This is a genomic window from Ulvibacterium marinum (assembly GCF_003626755.1).
Lineage (GTDB): Bacteria > Bacteroidota > Bacteroidia > Flavobacteriales > Flavobacteriaceae > Ulvibacterium > Ulvibacterium marinum.
Genome location: NZ_RBCJ01000005.1, coordinates 405,749 through 427,137, shown reverse-complemented (window position 1 = coordinate 427,137; position 21,389 = coordinate 405,749). Strand labels below are relative to the sequence as shown.

At 42.1% G+C, this 21,389-nt stretch carries 15 protein-coding genes; 8 read left to right on the top strand and 7 right to left on the bottom strand.

Annotated features, from left to right (window positions below; translation table 11 throughout):
- Positions 1 to 86: 86 nt before the first annotated feature.
- Entirely contained in the window at positions 87 to 3,053 is a 2,967-nt protein-coding gene (locus D7Z94_RS23065; RefSeq protein WP_120713987.1) for a PVC-type heme-binding CxxCH protein, read from the bottom strand.
- 117 nt (positions 3,054 to 3,170) lie between these two features.
- Between D7Z94_RS23065 and D7Z94_RS23060 the strand changes: the two genes are divergently transcribed.
- Positions 3,171 to 4,220 (top strand): sugar phosphate isomerase/epimerase family protein, encoded by a 1,050-nt coding sequence (locus D7Z94_RS23060; protein WP_120713986.1) that lies wholly within the window; start codon positions 3,171 to 3,173, stop codon positions 4,218 to 4,220.
- Between the two features lie 42 nt (positions 4,221 to 4,262).
- On the opposite strand, the gene D7Z94_RS23055 is transcribed toward D7Z94_RS23060, so the two are convergent.
- Both D7Z94_RS23055 and D7Z94_RS23050 read right to left on the bottom strand, forming a co-directional pair.
- Positions 4,263 to 5,531 (bottom strand): MutS-related protein, encoded by a 1,269-nt coding sequence (locus D7Z94_RS23055; protein ID WP_120713985.1) that lies wholly within the window; start codon positions 5,529 to 5,531, stop codon positions 4,263 to 4,265.
- Between the two features lie 101 nt (positions 5,532 to 5,632).
- Positions 5,633 to 8,101, bottom strand: a complete 2,469-nt coding sequence (locus D7Z94_RS23050) for a M14 family metallopeptidase (protein WP_120713984.1) — start codon at positions 8,099 to 8,101, stop codon at positions 5,633 to 5,635.
- A gap of 154 nt (positions 8,102 to 8,255) precedes the next feature.
- Between D7Z94_RS23050 and bshC the strand changes: the two genes are divergently transcribed.
- The gene (bshC, locus tag D7Z94_RS23045) at positions 8,256 to 9,863 is read left to right on the top strand and encodes a bacillithiol biosynthesis cysteine-adding enzyme BshC (protein WP_120713983.1); all 1,608 of its coding nucleotides are present in this window, start codon (positions 8,256 to 8,258) and stop codon (positions 9,861 to 9,863) included.
- 66 nt (positions 9,864 to 9,929) lie between these two features.
- Here the strand turns inward: bshC and D7Z94_RS23040 are convergent, their stop codons facing one another.
- From D7Z94_RS23040 to D7Z94_RS23030, 3 genes are all read right to left on the bottom strand, one after another.
- Positions 9,930 to 10,475, bottom strand: coding sequence for a pyridoxamine 5'-phosphate oxidase family protein (locus D7Z94_RS23040; protein ID WP_120713982.1), 546 nt, complete (start codon positions 10,473 to 10,475; stop codon positions 9,930 to 9,932).
- Positions 10,476 to 10,883: 408 nt separating this feature from the next.
- Entirely contained in the window at positions 10,884 to 12,914 is a 2,031-nt protein-coding gene (locus tag D7Z94_RS23035; RefSeq protein WP_120713981.1) for a glycosyl hydrolase family 95 catalytic domain-containing protein, read from the bottom strand.
- Between the two features lie 33 nt (positions 12,915 to 12,947).
- Positions 12,948 to 13,673 carry an SIMPL domain-containing protein gene (locus D7Z94_RS23030; RefSeq protein ID WP_120713980.1) on the bottom strand — a complete coding sequence of 242 codons (726 nt, stop codon included), beginning with the start codon at positions 13,671 to 13,673 and terminating at the stop codon, positions 12,948 to 12,950.
- A 77-nt stretch (positions 13,674 to 13,750) separates the two neighbouring features.
- Between D7Z94_RS23030 and guaA the strand changes: the two genes are divergently transcribed.
- Genes guaA through D7Z94_RS23010 form a run of 4 tightly spaced genes read left to right on the top strand, consistent with a single transcriptional unit; the run spans position 13,751 to position 18,429 of the window.
- Positions 13,751 to 15,283 carry a glutamine-hydrolyzing GMP synthase gene (gene guaA, locus D7Z94_RS23025; RefSeq protein WP_120713979.1) on the top strand — a complete coding sequence of 511 codons (1,533 nt, stop codon included), beginning with the start codon at positions 13,751 to 13,753 and terminating at the stop codon, positions 15,281 to 15,283.
- 1 nt (position 15,284) lies between these two features.
- The gene (locus D7Z94_RS23020; protein WP_120713978.1) at positions 15,285 to 17,489 is read left to right on the top strand and encodes a PBP1 and LysM peptidoglycan-binding domain-containing protein; all 2,205 of its coding nucleotides are present in this window, start codon (positions 15,285 to 15,287) and stop codon (positions 17,487 to 17,489) included.
- Entirely contained in the window at positions 17,486 to 17,890 is a 405-nt protein-coding gene (locus D7Z94_RS23015) for an OsmC family protein (protein WP_120713977.1), read from the top strand. Before D7Z94_RS23020 ends, D7Z94_RS23015 begins: the two co-directional genes overlap by 4 nt.
- On the top strand, positions 17,878 to 18,429 hold the full coding sequence (locus D7Z94_RS23010) for a DUF922 domain-containing protein (protein ID WP_120713976.1): 552 nt from the start codon (positions 17,878 to 17,880) through the stop codon (positions 18,427 to 18,429). Before D7Z94_RS23015 ends, D7Z94_RS23010 begins: the two co-directional genes overlap by 13 nt.
- Positions 18,430 to 18,463: 34 nt before the next feature.
- Here the strand turns inward: D7Z94_RS23010 and D7Z94_RS23005 are convergent, their stop codons facing one another.
- Entirely contained in the window at positions 18,464 to 19,333 is an 870-nt protein-coding gene (locus tag D7Z94_RS23005; protein ID WP_120714069.1) for a hydroxypyruvate isomerase family protein, read from the bottom strand.
- A gap of 52 nt (positions 19,334 to 19,385) precedes the next feature.
- On the opposite strand from D7Z94_RS23005, the gene D7Z94_RS23000 reads away from it, so the two are divergent.
- Positions 19,386 to 19,628, top strand: a complete 243-nt coding sequence (locus D7Z94_RS23000) for a DUF3820 family protein (protein ID WP_120713975.1) — start codon at positions 19,386 to 19,388, stop codon at positions 19,626 to 19,628.
- Between the two features lie 48 nt (positions 19,629 to 19,676).
- The gene (locus D7Z94_RS22995; protein WP_120713974.1) at positions 19,677 to 21,314 is read left to right on the top strand and encodes a CTP synthase; all 1,638 of its coding nucleotides are present in this window, start codon (positions 19,677 to 19,679) and stop codon (positions 21,312 to 21,314) included.
- Positions 21,315 to 21,389 lie beyond the last annotated feature (75 nt).

Below are 21,389 nucleotides of genomic sequence, written 5' to 3'. Positions count from 1 at the left end.
ATGGCTATAGAAGCATGTCAAGGTAAATAGCAAAATAATTGTATACCCTTATACCATGATCTACTTTTTGAAGTGATTCGCTACAATTATTCGGATTGCTGTAAAAAGGCCAACAAATCCGCCATTTCTTGGGTATCCATGCTATTTTCCAAGCCCTCGTACATCATTGAGCTTCCTGTAGAGGAAAAACGGTCAATATCATTTTTGCCGATTATTTTTTCCGTGCCTCCTACCATACGCAGACCTATTTCAGAATCGGTTTCATTGGTAACGATTCCTGTATAAATAGTGCCGTCCTTGGTTTGTACTTGATGGTTTAGATATTTGGTATCCACAGCGGCATTGGGATCTAAAATGTCGTAAAGCAGGGACTCCTTACTTTTGCGGTTGATTTCGGTCAACACAGGTCCCACATCATTTCCTAGCTCCCCATACCTATGGCATTGGGCACAGACATTTTGGAACACCTCCCTGCCTTTTTCGGACTTGCCTTGCAACTCCAATGACGGGCGCATAGCTTCAATAGCCTCCTTTCGTTGTACTACTCCGGCGTCCGAGAATAAGAATTCCGCTCTTTTCCGAATACCTTCATCATTCGAAAAAAGAAGGGTTCTCCGTCTTTCCAAATCCAAGTTGAACTCTCCCAAGCCTACCTTTTTATTTTCCATTGCCGTAAGGAGGGCATCATGGTGTGAGGATTTATACAAAAGGATATTCGTAGCATGTTTACGTGCCTGTGGCCCCAAGGTAGGCCAAAGCTCAATGAGTCGGGATGCTATATTCACGTCATTGGAACGCCAAAATTGGGACAGCGCCTCTTCTTGAAGTTGTAAGGGTTGTTTGTTGTCCAATAAGCGGTACAATAGAGCTTCACGGCTCTTAAAATCATCCAGTCCCACTAATTTTAAACGTTTCAGACGTTCTTCTACGGGAAGCTTTTTGTCAAAAAGGGATTGAGATGCTTGCTCAATAAGATTTTCAATTTTGGACGAGGCCGGCAAGGCTAGAATTTGCCGAAATTCTCCCGTGGCCTGTATTCTGGCAAAATCGGACCCCTCCTCCAAGGCTTCCAAATTTTCCACCAATCGACGGTTTCCCCTCGAGTTTATCAAGTCCGGGTTTCCTTTTTTCCAACCTCGGGACAGTGCCTTTATCAATTTGGTTTGTGTCTCAGGGGCGATTCCATCTTTTTGTAAGGCGAATAGAATATCGGCGGTCCTTTCCTTTTTTTCAGTTTTTCCGATCAATTCCGTTAATATTTCCAGTACTCTAATCTCCCTGGACTTAGAAGATGATGATCCCATGGATAATCTATTCTGAACAAAGTCTAAGGCTTGCCGTTCAAGGGCACTTGCGATGGACAAGGTAACCCACTGATCTCTATCAGGCTGACCTAGTTGGGTTGAAAGGACTCGGGCAATTGTATCCTTTTTCATATTGTAGTTCTCCTCTTGGAGCGTACTTAAAGCAAGGGTTGCCTGCATGCGTACACGGGCATGGCTGTCCTGGGTCAGGGCAAGAATAGGATTAACCAGATCCAGCTTCCCATTCAGAGTTTTTTCTGCGATTTTTAGGGCATTTTCACGTACACCAGGCGATGTATCTTCCAATGCCGCATTTAAATCGGATTCGTCCAAAGCTTGTAATCCTTCCAATACCCACATGCTGTGCAGTCTAGCCAAGGGATTGGTTGAAGTCTTAAACAGTTCTTTAAGAAAGGGGATAGCCTCGCTTTGTTTTTCGGTGACCAACAGACGATGGGTGGTGATTCTTTTCCATTGGTTGGAATCCCCTAACAACACTACCAGGGCTTCGATATCATCTAAAGGAAGGGGTGAAATCTTAGAGGCACTTCTATTTTTAGGGGTTATACGATAGATTCTACCCTTTTCCTTTCCAGCATTAAGGTCCATTTTTACCTCTAGTTCATCGGGGATCCATTCTGGATGTTCTATGACTTCACGATGCATATCTACCACATATAGCGCTCCATCTGGTCCTACGGTCATGTTTACCGGCCGGAAGGACCGTTCCTTGGAGGCAAGGAATTCCGCCTTGTCACGATCTCTACTAGTTTTAAATGAGGCCCCCATAGGGGAAAGGACATCCAAATGAACCAAATTAAGCACGCAATCCGCAACCAACAAACTGGAATTGAGTCCTTCGGGAAAAATTCCTCCGCCATAGTAGGTGATTCCGCAGGCCCCGGAAAAATAACCCGATTGCTCCGGATGGTTTACCCGAGTTTCCTGCTCCCCAATTGGGTATACCCGCGATAATCCATTTTCTTCATGGTCCGAAATATTGGTCAAGGCATGCGATGGCGAAGTGGGTAGGTTTTCTATGTACCTATCTTCGAATACCAAATGGGATACATGCTCCAGATTATGGGTCTCGTATAAATGCCCCCAATCATCAAAGGTGATTTTAAAACCTCCGGAAGATTCCCCTACACGGGCCAGCACTTCCCTTTCCAAATGGAATTTTAAATCGGTTCCCCGTAGATCCAAAACGTTTTCCGGAGCGTTCACGAAGAAAGGTTTTCCCGAATTACCGCCATTGGCGGCGTAGATCCAATTGTCCATGCCATAAGTAAGGCCATTAAAGTTATGCTGCAGATTGCCCGTGCTAAACCCATCCATTAGTATTTTTCGGGTATCGGCTTCCCCATTTTTATCCGTATCGCCTATCCAGAGTAGATGAGGCGGTGAAGCTACCAAAAAGCCGTTTTTATAAGGCATAAATGAAGATGCAATTCCCAAGTCAGGGGCATACACCTGTCTTTCATCATAGATTCCATCTTCATCAATATCCACTAGTTGTACTAGTCTACTATCAGCATCGCGCAACGGATAACCGGGCATTTCCAAAACGAAGGCCCTTCCCTGTTCATCAAATTTGAATTCTACCGGATCAAATACCAAAGGTTCGGAGGCAACTCGTTGCAAATTGAAATCGGGGTGTACTTCAAAGCCCTCGGGAGTATTCTTTTTATCTATTTTACAGCTTACGAGCAATAGTGGAATAAGGATAATGAAAGGAAATCGATTCATAGGAACAAGATACTAAATTCGGTACTAAAGGAATCCTTTGGAGCATGGGAAAGCGAGCTAGGTTGTACGGTTTCAGATTTATGGTTACATTTAAAAAAAGATGATAAATCCCATCCGATGAAGAACAATCCGAAGCATGCCCGATCCAGACGTAGATTTTTGAAAAATTCCACCGCTTTGGCAACAGGAATTGTATTGAGTGAACCCTTTGTTTTTGGAGCACCTTCTATTTTGTCCTCGTACAACCGAAACGACTCCAAAATTAATGGAGTACAAATAGGGTGCATTACCTATTCTTTTCGGGAGATGCCGGATCAAAGTGCAGAGGCCACTTTGCAATATGTCCTTGATGCGGGTATCAGTGCTATTGAATTGATGGGCGACCCCGCCGAACATTTCGCCGGAAAACCAAAAAACCCGGTAGATCGAAGAACTTTTTATGGTATGATGCGAAAAAGTAAGAGTGGTGAACTTACCGAGGATCAAATTCAGGAATTTGGGGAAATGAAGTCCCAGTTGGAGAGTCACAGAAAAGTGGTGGCGGATTGGCGTTCAACGGTGGGTATGGGCAAGTTTGAGGAACTCAAAAAAATGTATGCGGATAAAGGGGTGCATATTTATGCTTTTAAGCCAAATGCTTTTGGGGCAAAAAATACCAATGCAGAAATTGATTATGGCCTTCGTGCCGCCAAGGCATTGGGAGCGGATCATGTGACCTTGGAGTTGCCGGGCAATGATGCCCATACGAAAAAGTTGGGTGCTATGGCAGCAAAACATGGTATGGATGTGGCCTACCACGGGCACACCCAACAGACCCCTACCTTTTGGGATACGGCCCTAAAGCAGTCCGAACACAATATGTTGAATTTGGATTTGGGACATTACATCGCCGGAGGGAATACCGATGCTATGGAACTTATACAGGGCAAATATAAACGCATAAGCAGTATGCATTTAAAGGATCGCAGAAACCCTGAGAATGGCCAGGACAACATGCCTTTTGGAAAGGGAGATACCCCAATTGTGGAAGTGCTACAACTTATGCGGGATCAGAAATATACGTATCCCGTATCCATTGAACTGGAATATGAGGTACCCAAGGATTCAAACCCCGTTAAGGAGGTCGCCAAATGTTTGGACTATTGTGGAAAGGCCCTGGAGGGTTAGGAAAAGGCTATCTTTAAAATTTGAATTCCTTGTACAAATTTTTCATTTGGTATTCAGCATTTTATTCAAGCCCTCTTTATCAAATAGTATTCTGCCCACCTTAATGTCCGACCAACCTTCTTTCAATTCATAGGTAAAAGTTGGTTTATTATTTATTAGCTCACAATCTATGTAGTAATTCGAGACTTTTTCGTTTGTGGCATTTTTTAGTCTTTGTATGTGAGTGGATATTATAAAGTAGGAATTATCATATTTGCTCAAACCATTTATGGTCGTTTTGCAAATCTCGAAACCATCCTCAACATTTGTGCCACTAAAGAGCTCATCGAAAACAGCAAAACACTTCTTTCCCTTAGAGGCATTTTCTACTACCTTTTTAAGGTTCATTACCTCGGACATGAAATGACTATACCCTTTTAAAAGGTCATCTTTTCTATTAATCTGGATGGAGAAATGATTGCAAAAAGGGATTTCTCCGATGGATGCCGGTATCGCTAATCCAAGATGTCCAAAATACATACACAGTCCTACCGCTTTGAGAAAGGTGGATTTACCTGACATATTCGGACCATTCAAAACTATTACATTACTAGTGGTTTCAAAGTTGTTTTTTACAGGTTCGTCAATCAAGGGGTGGTAAAAGTCAAGAAGTCTTATTCCCTTTTCGTTGATACTCGGAAAAGTAAAGTCATGCTTAAGAATTCCAAAATTTATGGATAAATACGCCTCGAACCTAAACAAGTCTTGCCAAAAGGTTGAAATCATTTCTTTTCTTTTGAGTTCACCAATTTTTTCAGTTAAGCCTATGACGTGTTTATCTTTTAACTTATGTTCCCTTACAAGGTTTTCATGCTTTTTTAACTCAAAGTTTGAAAGAAATTGTAAAATCCGTTTGATGTTAGAACGATATCCTTGCGGAAACCGTTTTAAGTCTAGCCGTATAAAATATTTTGATTCTAGGCGATGAAAAAATAATATTAGCTGATTAAGTCTGCTCTTGTAGTTTGTTTTCTCCTTTTTTGAGGCGAACAACCTGTATCGAAACTTTTTTTGGGATAAGTCTTCAATTTTTGCGTCGTTCAGAAAAAAATGAACTTCGTTTAAATATAGGACAGTATATGAATACTCCTGTAGAATTTTATTGTTAGCGGCAAAACCCTTAAGAATATTTTGGCGTTCGAGAATTTCCTTTGCCGAAGTTAAAGGTGTCTCTAAAATTTCAAGAATTTCTTTCTTGGTGAAGGTATTGAGCGAATAGTTGAATAAGGGTAAAACTTCATTCTCGATATTTAAATCCTGTACATTGCTCATTCTTCATTTTAAATGAAATGTCCGGTTAAGTTACGAATAACCATTGGATATAAATATGAAGTGTACTTAGCTAACTTTTTACTGCTCGGACTTGTTTACTATTAATCCAACATGAACAGGGCATTGGCGATAAAGAGTTTACCATTTTCCCAAAAGCCACGGAAAAGCGGATTATCTACCAGATATACGACCTGGCCTTTCCCATATTTCTCAACCCCGAAGATTAAGGTTTTTCCTATCTTTTTCTGGGCTTCACTTCCTGCAAATCCTGATACGGGGGATTGGGTACTATCTTCAAAATAAGCCACCGTGCCCGTATCGAGATAGTCATAGGCATAGGTATTGTTTTTGAGTGTAAAATAGGTGTCGCCATAGCCAAAGGCCAAGGGATGTGTAGGGTCCACCTTGGTCTTGAAAATAGCTCCTTCAATTTTCCTCTTTAGTTTTTCACGCAAGGTTTCCTCATAGGCTAACATATGTTCATTGGAATCCTTCTCTTTCTCTTTTTGTTTTAGACCAAAGCCATGGTTTCCGATCAAACCTTGAATGGCCCCGCCCATGGCGATGAGCCGCCCCCCGTTGGACACCCATTTTTTAAGTCGTTGCAATTTTTCTGCATCCACAAAATCCGAGTAGCCTTCACCATCGGGTAAGATCAATATGTCATACTCGGACAAATCAACACTTTCCATATAGTCCGTATCGATCACTGTTAGGGGATAGTGCAATTGCTGTTCAAAAAAGTGCCATATTTCACCAAACCGTAAGGTAGATGTAGGCTTACCGGACAGCATAGCCACCTTTACATTAGGTACCATAAGCACATATTCCGATCCAAAATCCTTTCCGCTCTCTACGAAACCCGTATCCGTTGTGCCCAAGGTAATCCGGTGTTTATGAGCAATTTCTGTTAGAAGCGGGATGAACTCCTTATTGTTCGCGTTGTCCCCTTTAGTAATGATAAGGCTTCCGCGGTCATATCTTTCACCTTGGGTGGTAAATGGTTGTTTTGCGAAGCGAACCCGAATATTTTCTTGTATAAGCTCTGCCAAAAAACGGGCATCCTTTATGCTCTTCCAATCCGAAACGTAGGCATAGGTGTCTTTTGAAATATTGGCTCCCTTGGGCTCATTTATCCGCCAAGGATTGCCGCCCGTATCGGCTTCGATCTTTGCCTCGGACGCCAAGGCATCAAGGCCGTAGGCATAAGGGAGGGACCAAGCTGTAATATCGTAGGTAAGGGAGTCGCTTAATTTGGCATCGGGTTCAAAAAGTACCTTGACCAAAGTTCCCTTGCGTTGGTCCGTAGAAATCACCATACTCTTTTCGGAGCTTCTAAGACTACCGTTTTTTCCGGTTAAATATCGAAATCCTTTTACGGTACCGCCCTTGCCCGATCCGTATTCAATTTGATGTTGATCCAATAATTGGGCGAGAGCATCCAATTTTTCGGCATTGCCGTTGAGAAGATAACTTTTGTATTTATAGTTCTTGTCGTTATAGAACTTTTTGAATTCCGTGTTCAATTTTTCGGCGTTCTTTGCCGATATTTCCACAGTAGATAGTCCCGTGGTATGGTGGTGTGCAATTCTGTCCTTAAGGGTCAGCGTGTCACCAATTTGCGTAATGATACCTAGTCCGGCCTTTCCACTACCACCTTGCTCATAGGTCATCCCGATTCCGCCATTGTAGGTAGGATAGGTATCCCCATAGCTGGGATACAACAAATCAAAAGATTCCTTGGTAAAATAGAACCATCCTTTGGCATCAAAATACTTTGCATGGTTTTTACCAATGGCTATTTGAAAAGATTTCTGAAAATCGGTAATTACCTCATGGTAAGGTTCTGCGGCCGGTGCGAAATAATAAGGCTCGTCAACGCCTTGTTCATGGAAGTCCACATGGACGTGGGGCAACCATTTATTGAATACTTTGAGGCGTTGTCGGCTTTCTGTCTGAGTAAGCCAGGCCCAATCCCTATTCAAATCGAACATATAATGGTTGCTTCGGCCTGTCCACCATCCCTGATGGTGCTCCTTACTATTGGGATCTACGTTGTAGGGCGTGTTTTTATATTGATTGTACCAATTAACATAACGGTCCCGTCCATCGGGATTTATACATGGGTCAATAATCACCACCGTATTTTTGAGGTAATCACTTTTTTCTGTCAAAAGTGAGTGGATAGTCTTCATGGAGGCTTCCGTACTTACACTCTCGTTGCCATGCACATTATAGCTAAGCCAAACAATGGCCTTTGAAGCATTTCCTTCACCTTCCATCCCCCGCAAATGCTCGGTTCGGATACCCTCCAGATTCCTCATATTCTCGGCACTGGAAATATAGGCCAGCAAAAGAGAACGTCGCTCATACGTTTTGCCGTATTCCAATAGTTGCATACGTTCGGGGACCTTTTCTGCCAAATACTTGTAGTAGTCCACCACTTGATGATGTCTTGTAAATTGGGTTCCCAGAGGATATCCCAAAAATTCCGAGGGCGATTTTAGGTCCTGGGGAACTACCGAAAAGGGCAATGTAGTAAGTAATACCGCAAGTAAAAATTGCTTCATGAAGTTAGAATTAGATTTTGAAGTAAGTCAAATCTAACGATTCTTGGATAAAAACTGCATCAAAATCCATCACTGGTCCTAAATTCGGTTTAACGTATTTTTAGGAACTCCAAAAAGCGATAGTTTTATCTTTACGGGTATTTTGACCCGACCTATGGATATTGAATGTCTTCCCTTTGATCACACCGGTTATTTTTCGGAATTGATATGTGATTATCTAAAGGAAAAAAAATCACTTCGCTCCTTTTACCATCGTTTCCCAAATTTGGAGAATTTTCAAAAACAAGTAGAAGAAAAAACCAAGAACTTTCCTCAATCCCGTAGGGAAGTGCTGTATGATGCGCTTCAAAATCAGTATAAGGGGGTTCAAATCACCAAAAAGACAGAAACCCATATCCGACAGCTCAAGGAACCGATTACCTTTACCGTAGCGACTGGGCACCAACTCAACCTCTTTACAGGTCCCCTATATTTTCTATATAAGATTGTTTCTACTATAAACCTTACCCTTGAACTAAAAAAAGCGTATCCCCGGTATAATTTTGTGCCCGTATATTGGATGGCAACGGAGGATCACGACTTTGAGGAAATCAATTTTTTCAACTTCAAGGGCAAAAAAATACAATGGAACCCGGATAACCTTCAGGGCGGTGCCGTTGGACATTTTTCAACTGAAGGACTAAAGGAGGTTTACCAAGCTTTTACCAATGAACTTGGGAATAACGGCAATGCTGAGGCATTAAAACAACTTTTTGAGAAGAGTTATCTGGAAAATAATAACCTAACCGATGCCACAAGGTATTTGGCCAATGCTCTTTTTGGGGAATATGGTCTGGTAATTATTGATGGGGACGATGTGAATCTGAAGAAACAAATGATTCCCTATGTAAAAAAAGATGTTTTGGAAAAGATGGGGTTTCAAAAGGTTGCCGAAACGATTTCAAGTTTGGAAGCTCTACCCACAAAATATAATATCCAGGTCAATCCACGGGAAATCAATTACTTCTATCTCGCAGAGGGTATTCGGGAACGAATTATTGAAAAGGAGGGAAGATTTTATGTGAATGAAACGGAGATTGAATTTTCAAAGGATCAACTGCTGGCCGAACTGGAAGACCATCCCGAGCGTTTTTCGCCCAATGTGATTATGCGACCGGTATACCAGGAAGTAATTCTACCCAACCTTTGCTACATTGGTGGGGGAGGGGAATTGGCCTATTGGTTGGAGTTGCAATCCATGTTCGAAACCATGGGCGTAACTTTTCCAGTACTGTCCTTACGAAACTCTGTTTTGGTAATCGCGAAAAAGCAGTATGACAAGTTGAAGCGACTGAATCTGTCCACAACAGATTTGTTTCTAAAACAAAGTAGTTTTATCAACAAGAAGATTAGGGAAATTTCCAATATCGACATTGATTTTACTCCCCAAAAAAAATACTTGGAGGAACAGTTCAAAGCATTGTACGATTTGGCTGAACAAACGGACAAGTCCTTTTTGGGAGCCGTAAAAGCACAGGAGGTAAAACAAAAAAAGGGGTTGGATAGCTTGGAAAAACGCCTGTTAAAAGCGCAAAAACGAAAATTGGCGGATCATGTGACCCGAATTACGGACATCCAAAATGAACTTTTCCCCAACCAATCGCTTCAAGAACGAACCTTGAATTTCTCGGAACTCTACTTGGAGCTTGGGGATGACCTGATACCTATGCTAGTTAAAGTACTAAAGCCACTGCACCAAGAGTTTTTAATATTGACTTACTGATTATCTTGGAGATGTGGCTTTTTAGCGAACCGTCATGTGCATATCCTCGGAAGAAAACAACTGGGCCTAGGGAACCAAAAAGTCGCTTTTCCATGAATTATTTATCTTGGAATATTTAATTCGTAGGTGATTGGGTCGTTGCAATTTTAGGTATTCAATTTTAAAGGGTTCTATTTCCACAACACAAAAATAATTTTTGTCCTCAAGGTATTCCACAGCATCCGGATTTGAAATATCACTTCCAGGTGCTACCGAAGTGGTATAGTCTTTTCTGCTACCAGGCTGTACCTCTTTCCAGTACTTTTCAAGAATTTCCCCTTTGGTATGGATATCGGCCAATCCTTCAATTTTGATTTGAACCAATTTTTTAGGATGATAAAAAAGAAGACTTACCCTATTATTCTCCTTGATGTGCAAGATTTTTTTGGAACGCTGATCCGTATAGATAGAAATATTTAAATCCTCGGATACCTTTCTAAGCACCACCGTTCGAAGGCGGGGCATACGTTCCAATCCTACAGTGGCCATAGTGCAATATCGGAAGGGATGCGCTTTCTCGGTGGCTCCATTTTGCAGTTCTTTCGTTAATTCTTTCCAGAAAAGAGTATTCATTTTCAGCACCTTATACTTAAAGATAAAAAAAATTAAAAAAATAGGTAGGGTATTTTGGGGATGGGTTGTTCTATATACAAATTGCTATGAGTTGAGATTGATAAACTTCATCCCGATTCATCCCATATATTCGGGATGAGGTTTTCTTAAGATATCAAATTTTTATTTGAGTTAGTTAAATAAGTTCATGTGTTTAGGTTGGTTTTTTGATTTTGACAAAAGCCTCGATGTAGGGTCGAGGCTTTTTCTTTTAGCCTGAACCTGTATAATATGCCCCACTATATATAAATTGAGAACCCCGCCGGATATCTATCCGGCGGGGTTTTTCTATAAATCATCATAAGTAAACCTAGCTTTTGACCCTTGGAGTTTGGATATCAAAGCCCCAACAGAAAACTGTTAAGAATACTATTCGACTTTATAAGTTTTCCTTCCGGGTCCTACCCCCTTTAGGGTAAGAGATTTCCATTCCTTGGGTAGGATGGGGTTCTTTTGTACGATGCCCTCGTCCGTGATATCCAACCCTCCAAAACCGAAAAGAACCACCTGTAGCATACCTCCGGCCCCGGTGGCAAAATAAGGGTTATCGCTAGTGGCCGCTTCTGCCAAGGCACCAAAGGGTGGGCGTTTGTTGGGTTCATAGCTACGTCTAAAAAGCCGGTATGCCTCTTTGGCATTGCCCAAGCGGGCATAAATGACTGCAAAGACCGATTGCCCCATGGCAGGGCCTTCCTCTGCCAATTTGGGTTCATAGTATTTTAAATCTTTCAAAACGGTTGTTTCGTCATTCACTACATCCAAAGGATAGGTCAATAGATTTACATCGGCCTGTTTTATGCGTTCGCCGTTATAGGTGGCATGTTCCTTTGTGGTGCCATCAGGAAATTTTAATATCCTGATTTTTGAAGCTACTTCTACCCATTCCGGATTGGGCTTTTCACCAACTTTATTGGCAGCCAAAGTGGCAAACTCCAAAGCGGTAATGGCAGATCCATTGGTAAAGGCATTATCATCCACGTTTGGGGCAAATTCATTGGCACCTACAACATTTTTGATGCTATAGCTACCATCCTCATTTTTAGCGGCCCTACTTACCCAATAATCGGCCACCTCCTTCATTAGGGGATACCCTTTTTCCCTTAACCACTCTAGATTTTTGGTAACCCGATAATAGTTCCAGAAGGCAATGGACACATCTGCCGTGATATGATGTTCAAAGGTTCCTGTCAATGCCCAAGCTGGGGTCGCCTCTTCACCGGTGTCATCGCTTTCCCAGGGAAACATGGCTCCTTTGTACCCAAAATTGATGGCCTTTTCCTTCGCCTTGTCCAGTCTATCCGAACGATAATTCACCAATGAACGGGCAATATCCTGATTGAGCATCAATAGGGGAGGGAACATCCACAATTCCGTATCCCAAAAAATATGTCCGTTATAGTTTTGGGAGGAGAGTCCCATGGGTGCAATACTCAAATTCGAGTCTCCTCGGGAAAAGGCGTAAAGGTGGTAGAGTGCCAAACGCACATCCAATTGATCTTGGAGATTACCTTCAATAATAATGTCCCCTTCCCATAAATCGGCCCATAATTTTTTGTGTTGATCCAAAAGATCTTCCCTTGGGGTAAGGAGATTGAAAATAACAAAGCGTTCCGATTCCGTTTGGGGGTCTTCAAAATCTTGTGTACTACATTCAGCTCCGGTCCAGGCAAATTCAAACTCTTCTCCCTTTTTGAGTTCTTTTTCAAAGGAGAGTCGGTTATCATATTCCGATACTTTTTCGTGTACCAATTGGGGTCTTTGATGTTCCCGGGTGGAGTTAATGGCATGCCAAATAAAAGTGGCAGATATACCCACGGTATGTTTTCCCATTCTGCTCTTTGCTACAGTCTGAAGTATGGGCATGGTGGTCTCCAAATCCTGTAACACCCGAAATGTACTAAGAGGTTCAACGTATTCTTCAGGAGTACTGATCTTGCCTGTTGCCTTAACAGAAATTGATTTTGTAGGAATTAATTTAATATCCACATAACCAGAATATTGAACGTTTCTAAGTGCATAAATAGTATAAGTTATTTTTGCTTTATCCTTAAAGCTAAAGGAGGTGGTAAAAGCGGCCGTTTTCATGTCAAGGACCTGCTCAAAATCACTTATGTTTTCCTCGGTGATCTTTTCGCCATCTATCTCCAGGTCCAAATTGGCAAAGTTCATTCCCAACAGGATTTTGCTTACCCCCAAAGGCGATTCCTTGTCGTAGACATTGTTTAAAATAATGGATTTGGTTTTGAAAGGTTTATCCTCTGGCAGAATTCCGATTCGACCGTTGGCCGTAACGATCCCCGTATATTTTTCTACTTTTCCAGAGGAAATAATCCAGCCGTTTTCTTGAGCTTTTAGGGCAAAACAAAAAAGCATGCATAGGAATGCCGTTTTAGTCTTCATAATTATAAGTTTGAGTTAGTTGTTTAATCGAATTTAATCCACATTGTATTCCAGCCGCATGGTTATGGAAGCAGTCTTATTTTTTGAGGCGGTATTATAAGCTCCGCCCCAACTGTAATCTTCCCCGGAGTTCTGTCCAGTTATTTGAAAGACACCCATTCGGGCTGAAATAAGATCACCCAAACGCCCTCCTGCATTTTCGGCAATTTTCTCAGCGCGGATTCGGGCATCCTCGGTGGCTTTTGAAATCATTTCTATCTTCAAATCGGCTAATTTGGTGTAATAGTATCGTGGTGGGGAGGAATTGAATTGAACGCCTTTGTTTAAAAGTTCGGTGATTTCACGGGAAACTTCCTCTATCATGGCAACGTCGGTCGACTCGATCTGTACGGATTGAATTAATTCATAGCCTCGAAATGTGCTGCCGACAAAATTGCCGTTTTCATATTTGTTGTCCCGTTGCTCAATGGTCTGTACCGAGTTAAATATGATATTATCAGAATTGATTCCCTTGGAGGTCAAATACTCTTTCACGATTTCCTTTTGCTTGTTCAGTTGCTCAAACGCCGAAGTAAGCACGGTATTGAAAGAGGAAAAGCGACCTTCCCAAACAATAAGGTCCGAAGTAAAATTTTCATTGCCCAGGCCCGTTACGGAAATGACTTGCGGCGGATTTGCTCTTTCTACATAGGCATTCCCCAAAAAAAAGGCGGCAAGGACTATGGCAATACCAAAGATAATTGCAGTAATATGTTTCATAATGGTGTTGTGTAAAGTATTTGATAAATATACCGAAAAGATACTTTTCCAAATAGGTCAAATTCTTATTTTTGCCCATGCAAAACAACGTCCTTATCCTTGACTTTGGCTCCCAGTATACCCAATTGATTGCAAGACGCGTACGAGAGTTGAATATTTTCTGTGAAATTAAACCCTATAACAAACTTCCTGATGACCTTTCCGCATATGGAGCGGTCATCCTTTCCGGATCGCCCTTTTCGGTAAGGGCAGAGGATGCCCCGCATCCCGATCTGTCCAAAATAAAGGGAAAAAAACCCATTTTGGCCATTTGTTACGGGGCACAATATTTGGCTCATTTTCATGGCGGGAATGTGGCCCCCTCCAATACCCGCGAATATGGTAGGGCCCGCTTGACTACTATTAAAAATGATGAACCCTTTTTTTATGAGATTTCGGAGAGTTCCCAAGTTTGGATGAGTCATAGCGATACCATTAAGGAATTGCCAACTGGTGCCGTTCGTTTGGCCAGTACCTCCGACGTAGAAAATGCTGCATATCGGATAGATGGGGAGCAGACCTTTGGAATTCAATTTCATCCGGAGGTATATCACACTATCCAAGGAAAGCAAGTTTTGGAGAATTTTTTGGTTCATATAGCGGGGCTAAAACAGACCTGGACCCCAGATGCTTTTGCAGAAACTACAGTGAACGAACTTCGGGAGAAAATCGGGAACCAGAAAGTTATCCTCGGATTGTCCGGGGGTGTGGATTCTACGGTAGCCGCCGTTTTATTGCATAAAGCCATTGGGAAACACCTGCATTGTATTTTTGTAAACAATGGACTTTTACGCAAAAATGAGTTCACGGACGTTCTAGAACAATACAAAGGCATGGGCCTAAACGTTAAGGGGGTGGATGCTTCGGCACGCTTTTTGGATGCCTTGGCAGGAGAGGACGATCCCGAGCGAAAACGAAAAATTATCGGTAGGGTGTTTATCGAAGTTTTTGATGATGAGTCGCATTTGGTAGAAGATGCACAGTGGTTAGGACAGGGAACGATTTACCCGGATGTCATCGAATCCGTTTCAGCCACGGGAGGACCCTCTGCAACTATAAAAAGCCATCATAATGTTGGCGGGTTGCCGGATTTTATGAAATTGAAAGTCGTTGAACCCTTGAAGATGTTGTTTAAGGACGAAGTGCGCAGGGTAGGTGCCAGTTTGGGAATTGCGGATGAACGTTTAGGAAGGCATCCTTTTCCTGGGCCGGGATTGGCCATTCGAATTTTGGGAGACATTACCCGTGAAAAAGTGGCCATTTTACAGGAAGTTGATGCCATTTTTATCGATGGATTACGGGAATGGGGTCTTTATGATAAGGTTTGGCAGGCCGGAGCCATGCTTTTACCCGTAAATAGTGTAGGGGTTATGGGAGATGAACGTACATATGAAAAATGTGTAGCTTTACGGGCCGTAGAAAGTACCGACGGTATGACTGCGGATTGGGTTAATCTGCCCTATGAATTTTTGCAAAAAACCTCCAACGAAATAATAAATAAGGTTCCTGGCGTTAATAGAGTAGTATATGATATTAGTTCCAAGCCCCCGGCAACCATAGAATGGGAATAGAATGAACCGATTTTTTAAGAACACTATCCTGGTTTTGCTATTGGTCTTTATGGGCCATATAGCTTTCGCACAACAATTTGTAACCCACGCCGTGAAGGAGGGTGAGACCTTGGAGAGTATTGCCAAGCAATATCGAGTTACCCCCTACAACATTCTTAAGTTCAACAAGGAGCTAAAACAGAATGATGAGTTGTCCCCCAACACTATTTTGGTAATCCCCTCAGGTTTGGCGGCAGGCCAAGACCCATCCGCACCAGTGGCCGGTAAGAAAAAATTGTTTCCAGAGGAAGAGCCCCAAGAACAAATAGAACCATCAGGATTTGGGCGACATAAGGTGCGCAAAAAGGAAACCTTGTATGGCATTGCAAAACGGTACAATATAACCGAGGAAGATATAAAACGATACAATAGGGAGCTATATTCAAGCCAGTTACGGAAAAAAATGATTCTGAGAATTCCAAAATATCCGGAGCAAAGGGGAAGAACGGAGCGAGACTCCATTTTGGAAGCCGATTTTGAGATTTATACCGTAGCTCCCAAGGAGACCCGTTGGAGTATTGCCCATAAATATGGGATTACCATAGATAGCATGTTGGTGCTCAATCCCGACCTTTCCAAGATTACGGATTACCTGAGGGAAGGACAGGAGCTCCGTTTGCCCAAAATGCCCGGTAGCACAACGGAAAACCAGGAAACAGAATTATATATTTCGTACACCGTACCTCCAAAAATGAATTTTTATCGTCTAGAAAAGGAATTTGGGGTAAAATCCGATGAAATTGTACGGTTAAATCCGGAAATTGCCGAACGTGGGGGGTTAAAGGAAGGTATGGTCATACGCCTTCCCGAAAAAAAGCTAGATCCGGGTGCCATTAATACAGAGAACTATATTTTCTACGAGGTAAAGCCTAAACAGACCGTTTTTTCCCTGACCCGAAAGTTGGGGATTTCGTATGAAGATTTATTGCTTTTAAACCCAGACCTTAAAGAAGGCCTTAAGGCAGGGATGGTACTTAAACTTCCTACGGACCAGAAAGGTGATTTTGAGGTTAGAAACGCACTGGTATTGGATAAAATAAACCTTTTGGACAGCATTGATCCGGCCAATAGACCCAAACTACTGTTTCTCTTGCCGTTTCGTCTGGATCGTTTAAATCTCAGGGATAAGGAAAGTGTAGAGACCAATATTGAAAATCGTAATGATATTAAATACAGCCTGGGGCTTTATTCCGGGGCTCTTGTAGCTTTGGATTCTATAGCGGAACTTGGAATTTCGGTGGATGTAAGAACGTATGACAACCAATTAAACTTGGCTAGGACCAAGGAAGTTCTTTTTCGGGAAAACCTGTTGGATGTTGATGCCGTTGTAGGTCCCTTGGATGAACAATCTTTAAAGGAAGTGGCCGTACGCACTTCTGTTCACGGTATACCTGTAATTGCCCCTGTCCCGGTCAAAAGTGATATAAGTTTAAACAATGTGTTTTTTTCATATACTTCCGACAATATTTTGAGAAAGCGTATGCTTCAACATGTCACGGACAGTCTTACGGGGCAGAATGTTGTGGTTATCGCCGATCAAAAGAACGGGGTAGTAAAAGATTCCATTTTGGCTAAATTTCCGATGGCAAAGGTCTTGGAGGTCAAAGAAGAGGAAAAAAACATAGGTATAAATCGGGAAAAATTGGCCACCATGCTGTCGGAGGAGGTCGAAAATTGGGTTTTTGTGGAAACGGGTAATTTTAAGTTGATTTCCAGTGTAGTCTCTATTTTAAATTCCTTCAACGGTGCTTTGTTAGATGTGGAAAGTAGTACGGAAAAACTAAAAGTGAGAATGTTTACGACCAATAAGAATAGAGCGTTTGAGAACGATGTTATTTCCAGCTCACATTTATCCAATCTAAGATTCACCTATCCCTCAGTGTATCGGGAAGTGGCCAATGATAAATTCGTTAAGCGATATCGAAAACGTTTTGGCGATACTCCGGACCGATATGCCGTGCGCGGTTTTGATATTACGTACGACCTGCTTTTAAAATTGGCCTATAAGAACAATTTAATGGAAGCTTCCAAACTTATTGGAAAGACCGAATATACCGGAAACACCTTTGATTATGAGAAGGATTTTGCCACTGGCTACTTCAACCAAGCTTCATATATTATGACGTATGATAATTTACGGATCAAGGAGGTAAAAGAAAACCCATGACGTCAAAAGTGATTTATTCTGGTGAGTTGCGTACCGAATGCGAGCATGTCCGTTCAGGCAATACTTTTATTACAGATGCCCCTTTGGACAACAACGGTAAAGGAGAGGCCTTTTCTCCCACGGATACCGTTGCTACTGCGTTGGCAAGTTGTATGCTTACTGTAATGGGAATAAAAGCCAATGGGTTGGAAGTGGATTTGACCGATTCATCCGCGGAAATCACCAAACATATGGCCTCTGATCCCAGACGGATTTCAAAGATTGAAGTCAAGTTGAATCTTCCCGCCCATGTATCCGGAAAAAATCGTAAAATATTGGAAAATACGGCCAGAACTTGTCCGGTCCTTTATAGTTTACACGCCGACATTAAAAAAGAAATTGATTTTCATTGGGTACTTTAAGGCTATTTTCTTTTTCATTTTTATTACTTGGCCTGAGCACCGTTTTCTGCCAGGAGGAGGAAACCATTCCTTGGAGTGCGGATAGAAAATTGACTTGGGAGGACTTTAAGGGCAAGCCTTTAAAAACGGAATGGGCCGCTGCTACCACGGCCAGTGGAATTAGTTACGAGTTCTCCACATCCGGAACACTTGACAATTTGAAAGTAGATTTCAAGGTACATACCGACTTTTATCCACAAAAATCCTGGTATCGCCCGGAAATGTGCAATTCTGTAGTGTTAAGCCATGAGCAATTACACTTTGATATCTCCGAGTTGTTCGCAAGAAAGATGCGGAGAAGATTAAATGAAACTTCATTTACTCGAAATGTAAAGGCTGAGGTAAGGAAAATTTATAGGGAAACCTTAAAGAGTCTCACAGCATTTCAAAACAAATATGACCATCAGACCAATTTTTCCAGAAATATAGAGCAACAGCTAATTTGGAACAAAAAAATTAGTGAGGCGCTTTCCGCTACGGGATCAAGTCCCATGAAATAAGAAACCCCATACTATTATAGCGGAATCCAGAAATTTATACGTCGCAAATGGTGACCCCCTGTTTTAAAGCGGCTATTTTGTCTTCCCAGGAAGGAACGAACTCTTGGGCAACATGACCTTTATAACCGGTTTTTAAGATCGCTTTCATAATGGCCGGGTAATACAACTCCTGGGTCTCATCAATTTCATGCCTCCCTGGATTTCCTCCAGTGTGGTAGTGCCCAATATATTGATGGTAATCCTGAATATTGCGTATAATATCACCTTCCATAATCTGCATGTGGTATATATCGTACAGGAGCTTAAAATTTTCGGATCCCAACTGCTTGCATAATTCGGCGCCCCACTCCGTATGGTCGCACATGTAATCCTTATGGTCTACCTTTGAGTTCAGCAATTCCATTTGAATGACCACTCCGTGTTTTTCTGCCGAAGGCATTATTTTTTTGAGTCCCGCAACACAGTTTTTTAACCCAACACCATCATCCATTCCATTTCGGTTTCCGCTAAAACAGATAAGGTTGGTATACCCCGCCTTGGCGACCTTGGGAATTATTTGTAGATAATCGGCTATAAGTTCCTCATGGTATTGCGGATCGTTCCACCCTTTTTCTATCCCCATCCCCGCGCCCCAGCACATGGACGCGTGAATATCATATTTTTTCAAAAGGGGCCAATCTTCTGGGCCAACAAGGTCTATGGCCTTTACGCCCAAACCTTTTAAATCTTGTAGAAACGTTTCCAACGGTATGGAGTTGTAGCACCAATAACATGCGCTATGGTTTATATTGTTCTTTAGCTCTAGAGGTTTTTGTGTTATGGGCTTCATGGCATTTCCTGTTTTGCCGGCCAACATTCCAACGGATGCCACCGCCGAGGTTCCGATAAATGCTCTTCGTTTCATGATGAATTTTCTTTTTTGTTCCGTTTTAAAGATAGAACAATTAAATTTATCCATGGACGTATTTCCGGATGGAGAAAAGTTAAGGGAACTGGCACATTATAAAATGCCGTTTGGAAAGTATAAGGATAGCTATTTGATCGATTTACCCGAGCCCTATTTAGCCTGGTTTAAGCGAAACGGCTTTCCAAAAGGAAAACTAGGCAATTTACTGCAAGCCACTTTGGAAATAAAAATCAATGGTCTGGAACCGTTGATCCGTAAGGTTCAAAAAGATTTTCCCAAGGATTCCCTGTAATTTCCTTGGGCAATTCGTATCTTTGAATCCCGTAATCACGAATGCATCATGTCCAATACCAAATACATCTTCGTTACGGGGGGAGTAACTTCATCACTTGGAAAAGGTATTATTGCGGCTTCATTGGCAAAATTGCTTCAAGCTCGCGGCTATAAAACCACCATTCAAAAACTTGACCCTTATATTAATGTAGATCCAGGGACCTTAAATCCCTATGAACATGGCGAGTGCTATGTGACTGATGACGGAGCTGAAACCGATTTGGACCTTGGGCATTATGAGCGTTTTTTGAACGTACGAACATCACAGGCAAATAACGTAACTACTGGAAGGATATATCAAAGTGTCATAGAAAAAGAACGTAGGGGCGAATTTTTGGGAAAGACCGTCCAAGTAGTGCCCCATATTACCAACGAAATAAAGGAGCGCATACAGATTCTGGGTAAAAGTGGCGAATATGATATCGTCATTACTGAAATAGGGGGTACCGTTGGGGATATAGAATCCCTTCCTTATATTGAAGCAGTAAGGCAGCTCCTATGGGAGTTAGGGGATAATAACGGTATTGTAATCCATCTTACGCTGGTACCATATCTTTCCGCCGCAGGAGAACTGAAGACGAAGCCTACCCAACATTCCGTAAAAACATTAATGGAAAGTGGGATTAAGGCAGATATTCTGGTCTGTAGGACAGAACATGAAATTTCGGATGAAATAAAGGAAAAACTGGCCTTATTCTGTAATGTAAAGCGAGAGGCAGTAATCCAGTCCATAGATGCTTCCACTATTTATGATGTGCCTATTTTGATGCAACAGGAAGGTTTGGATACCGTAGCGCTTCAAAAACTGACCTTAACAGATACTAGCACACCGGATTTGAGACAGTGGAGAGAATTTCTGGAGCGGCATAAGAATCCCAAAAATGAGATAACGGTAGGACTTATTGGTAAATATGTGGAGTTGCAGGATTCGTACAAATCCATATTGGAGTCCTTTATCCATGCAGGAGCTGCCAATGAGGTGCGGGTAAACGTAAGATCTATACATTCGGAATATCTGTCGGAAAAGAACCTTGAACAGGAATTAAGGGGGCTTCATGGGTTGCTTGTTGCCCCAGGCTTTGGCGAGCGGGGAATAGAGGGAAAAATTAAAGCTGTGCAGTATGCCCGGGAAAGTAACATCCCGTTTTTGGGAATCTGTCTAGGAATGCAAATGGCCGTAATCGAATACGCCCGGAATGTTTTGGGGCTTACCGATGCCAATTCTACGGAAATGGACGAGTACACGACCCACCCCGTAATTAATTTAATGGAGGAGCAGAAGACCATTGTAAACAAAGGGGGTACTATGCGATTGGGAGCTTGGGACTGTACACTCTTTGAGGATAGTTTAGTTGAGCAAATCTACCAAGGGGCTAGCGAAATATCCGAAAGACATCGTCATCGATATGAGTTTAACAACAATTACAAGGAACAGCTAGAGGATGCCGGCCTTGTTGCTTCTGGTATTAATGCAGAAACAGGATTGGTAGAAATTGTGGAATTGGCCGATCATCCTTGGTTCATTGGTGTACAATATCACCCCGAATATAAAAGTACGGTTGCCAATCCACATCCACTTTTTGTAGGTTTTGTAAAGGCCGCGTTAACGCATAAAAAAAGACAAACCAATGCCAGTTTGGCATAAACTCCGGATTTGGACATATATTTGCAGACCCTAACAAACGAGATAGGCCTCCAGTTCTAAATAACCAGTGGGTCG

Excerpts from the sequence above, each read along its gene's own strand:
- D7Z94_RS23005 (WP_120714069.1), bottom strand. The coding sequence starts at position 19,333 with ATGAAACGAAGAGCATTTATCGGAACCTCGGCGGTGGCATCCGTTGGA.
- D7Z94_RS23060 (WP_120713986.1), top strand. The coding sequence starts at position 3,171 with ATGAAGAACAATCCGAAGCATGCCCGATCCAGACGTAGATTTTTGAAA.
- D7Z94_RS23000 (WP_120713975.1), top strand. The coding sequence starts at position 19,386 with ATGGACGTATTTCCGGATGGAGAAAAGTTAAGGGAACTGGCACATTAT.
- D7Z94_RS23050 (WP_120713984.1), bottom strand. The coding sequence starts at position 8,101 with ATGAAGCAATTTTTACTTGCGGTATTACTTACTACATTGCCCTTTTCG.
- D7Z94_RS23030 (WP_120713980.1), bottom strand. The coding sequence starts at position 13,673 with ATGAAACATATTACTGCAATTATCTTTGGTATTGCCATAGTCCTTGCC.
- D7Z94_RS23040 (WP_120713982.1), bottom strand. The coding sequence starts at position 10,475 with ATGAATACTCTTTTCTGGAAAGAATTAACGAAAGAACTGCAAAATGGA.
- guaA (WP_120713979.1), top strand. The coding sequence starts at position 13,751 with ATGCAAAACAACGTCCTTATCCTTGACTTTGGCTCCCAGTATACCCAA.
- D7Z94_RS22995 (WP_120713974.1), top strand. The coding sequence starts at position 19,677 with ATGTCCAATACCAAATACATCTTCGTTACGGGGGGAGTAACTTCATCA.
- D7Z94_RS23035 (WP_120713981.1), bottom strand. The coding sequence starts at position 12,914 with ATGAAGACTAAAACGGCATTCCTATGCATGCTTTTTTGTTTTGCCCTA.
- D7Z94_RS23055 (WP_120713985.1), bottom strand. The coding sequence starts at position 5,531 with ATGAGCAATGTACAGGATTTAAATATCGAGAATGAAGTTTTACCCTTA.
- D7Z94_RS23065 (WP_120713987.1), bottom strand. The coding sequence starts at position 3,053 with ATGAATCGATTTCCTTTCATTATCCTTATTCCACTATTGCTCGTAAGC.
- bshC (WP_120713983.1), top strand. The coding sequence starts at position 8,256 with ATGGATATTGAATGTCTTCCCTTTGATCACACCGGTTATTTTTCGGAA.
- D7Z94_RS23020 (WP_120713978.1), top strand. The coding sequence starts at position 15,285 with ATGAACCGATTTTTTAAGAACACTATCCTGGTTTTGCTATTGGTCTTT.
- D7Z94_RS23015 (WP_120713977.1), top strand. The coding sequence starts at position 17,486 with ATGACGTCAAAAGTGATTTATTCTGGTGAGTTGCGTACCGAATGCGAG.